General features: G+C 65.7%; 3 protein-coding genes. 1 reads left to right on the top strand and 2 read right to left on the bottom strand.

The window, feature by feature from the left end; all coding sequences use genetic code 11:
- Nucleotides 1-94, bottom strand: a 94-nt coding sequence (locus tag RMO97_RS04260) for a DUF6489 family protein (RefSeq protein WP_310539304.1), incomplete at its 3' end; no start/stop codon positions are given.
- Between the two features lie 93 nt (nt 95-187).
- Here RMO97_RS04260 and RMO97_RS04265 point away from each other — a divergent pair.
- Nucleotides 188-1,156, top strand: a complete 969-nt coding sequence (locus RMO97_RS04265) for a quinone oxidoreductase (RefSeq protein WP_310539302.1) — start codon at nt 188-190, stop codon at nt 1,154-1,156.
- Nucleotides 1,157-1,341: 185 nt separating this feature from the next.
- Here the strand turns inward: RMO97_RS04265 and RMO97_RS04270 are convergent, their stop codons facing one another.
- Nucleotides 1,342-1,929, bottom strand: a complete 588-nt coding sequence (locus RMO97_RS04270; RefSeq protein WP_310539303.1) for a glutathione S-transferase family protein — start codon at nt 1,927-1,929, stop codon at nt 1,342-1,344.
- Between the last annotated feature and the right edge of the window lie 103 nt (nt 1,930-2,032).

Consider the following 2,032-nt stretch of genomic DNA (forward strand, 5'->3'; position numbering starts at 1 on the left):
CGACCAGGTGGTCGTTCAGGCTGCTGACATCCGGCAGACCCATGAAACGTCGGGCCTCCTCCGGCGAGCAATCCACCTCAATCGTCATCTTCATGGCGTCTGGTTCTCCGTTGGCCGAGGGTCCATATGGTCCATCAACGCGGGGGTGCGCTAGTCGCCCCACATATCACGGAAAAGGCCTGGGCTGATGCGCGCGATCCGTTTCGAAACCATCGGCGGCCCTGAGGTCCTCAAAACGGTCGAAATTGACACGCCCTCGCCCGGCCCTGGACAGATTCTGATGCGGCATCAGGCGATCGGGATCAACTTCATCGAGACCTATCAGCGTACCGGCCTCTACCCTGTGAAGTTGCCGGCCATCCCCGGCGGCGAAGCGGCCGGCCTCGTTGAGGCCGTAGGCGATGGCGTCACGCGCTTCAAGGTCGGCGATCGGGTGGCGACCACCAACGCCGGCGGCGCCTATGCCGAGGCCAGTCTGGTGCGCGCCGACCGCGCAGTGGCCATCCCGGCCGCGATCTCGACCGAGGTCGCAGCCGCGATCCTGCTGAAGGGCATGACCACCGAGGCCTTTGTCCGGCGCGCCTATGCCGTGAAGGCCGGAGAAACTGTACTGGTCCACGCCGCCGTGGGCGGGGTCGGTCAGATCATGACCCAGTGGTTGAAAGCCCTGGGCGCCACGGTGATCGCCACCGTCGGCTCCGAGGTCAAGGCCGAAAAGGCCCGCGCGCTGGGCGCAGATCACGTGATCCTGTACCGCAACCAGGACGTGGCCGCCGAGGTTCGCCGCATCACCGACGGTGTCGGCGTGCCGGTGGCCTATGACTCGGTGGGCAAGGACACGTTCGAGGGCACCCTCGGCAGTCTGGCGCGTCGCGGACTGTTCGTGAGCTTTGGCAATGCGTCGGGCCCTGTCGCGCCCTTTGCGCCGGGTCGGCTGGCGGCGGGCGGTTCGTTGTACCTGACCCGGCCGACGCTGGTGGACTACATCGTCACCACCGAAGAGCTGGATGAGAGCGCCGCCCTGGTGTTCGGCATGGTGGCGTCCGGGAAGATCGACATCGAGATCGGGCAGACTTTTTCGCTCCAGGATGCCCGCGCGGCGCATGAGGCGCTGGAAGGTCGGGTGACCGTGGGCGCGAGTTTGCTCATCCCGTAGGGATAGGCCGAGACGCCCCCTCCACCGCTCCGTGGTCCCCCACCCCCGTACACGGGGGAGGTATAGCCGTATAAACCTCCCCCGTGTACGGGGGAGGGGTACCCGAAGGGTGGAGGGGGCGTTGCCCAGGCGACGGTTGTTTCTCGTGAAACGCCCACCCACAGGTAGGAATTAGCCGTACCGGGTCAGCCCGCGTACGCCCGCTGGTAGGCCGGGCGGGCCTTCAGGCGGTCTTCATAGGCGACGACGTCAGCCGGGACGACGTCATGGAGGCCAAACAGGTCCGACAAGCCGAGGGTGTAGCCAACGGAAATATCGGCCAGTGTCAGGCGGCCCGCGACCAGGTAGTCGCGGCCGTCGGAAAGTTTCGCCCGCAGGAACTCAAGGCGCTCGCCGAACTTCTGCCGCGCGTCGCTGACGCCGTTCGGATGGCTCGCGAACCGTCGCGCCCAGGAGAGGGGCGGGGCCAGCGTCGCCTCGCCAAAATAGATCAGCTGCAGATAGTCGTAATAGTCCGGGTCACCGGGGTTGAGGGCCAGATCACTGCCGTGCTTGCGCGCCACGTATTCGCAGATGGCCAGGCTCTCCGTCAGCACCATGTCACCATCGGTGATGGCGGGCAGCGCGCCGGTCGGATTGATCCTGAGGTATTCCGGATTGTGATCCCGGGCGGGCAGCTGGACGGTGACGACCTCGTAAGGCGCGCCCACTTCCTCCAGCGCCCAAAGCACGCGGCGTGACCTGGCGGCGCCCGTTCCGTAAACCGTAATCATATGAGACCCCTCCCTGCGCGCACGGAGCCCGACTGACCCCCGCAAACCTGCGCTTGTTTCGCCACAGTGTCGATTTTGGCTATCAGTATCCGTAACGATTTGT

Origin of the sequence: Phenylobacterium sp. (assembly GCF_031425575.1) — a bacterium.
Taxonomy (GTDB): Bacteria; Pseudomonadota; Alphaproteobacteria; order Caulobacterales; family Caulobacteraceae; genus Phenylobacterium.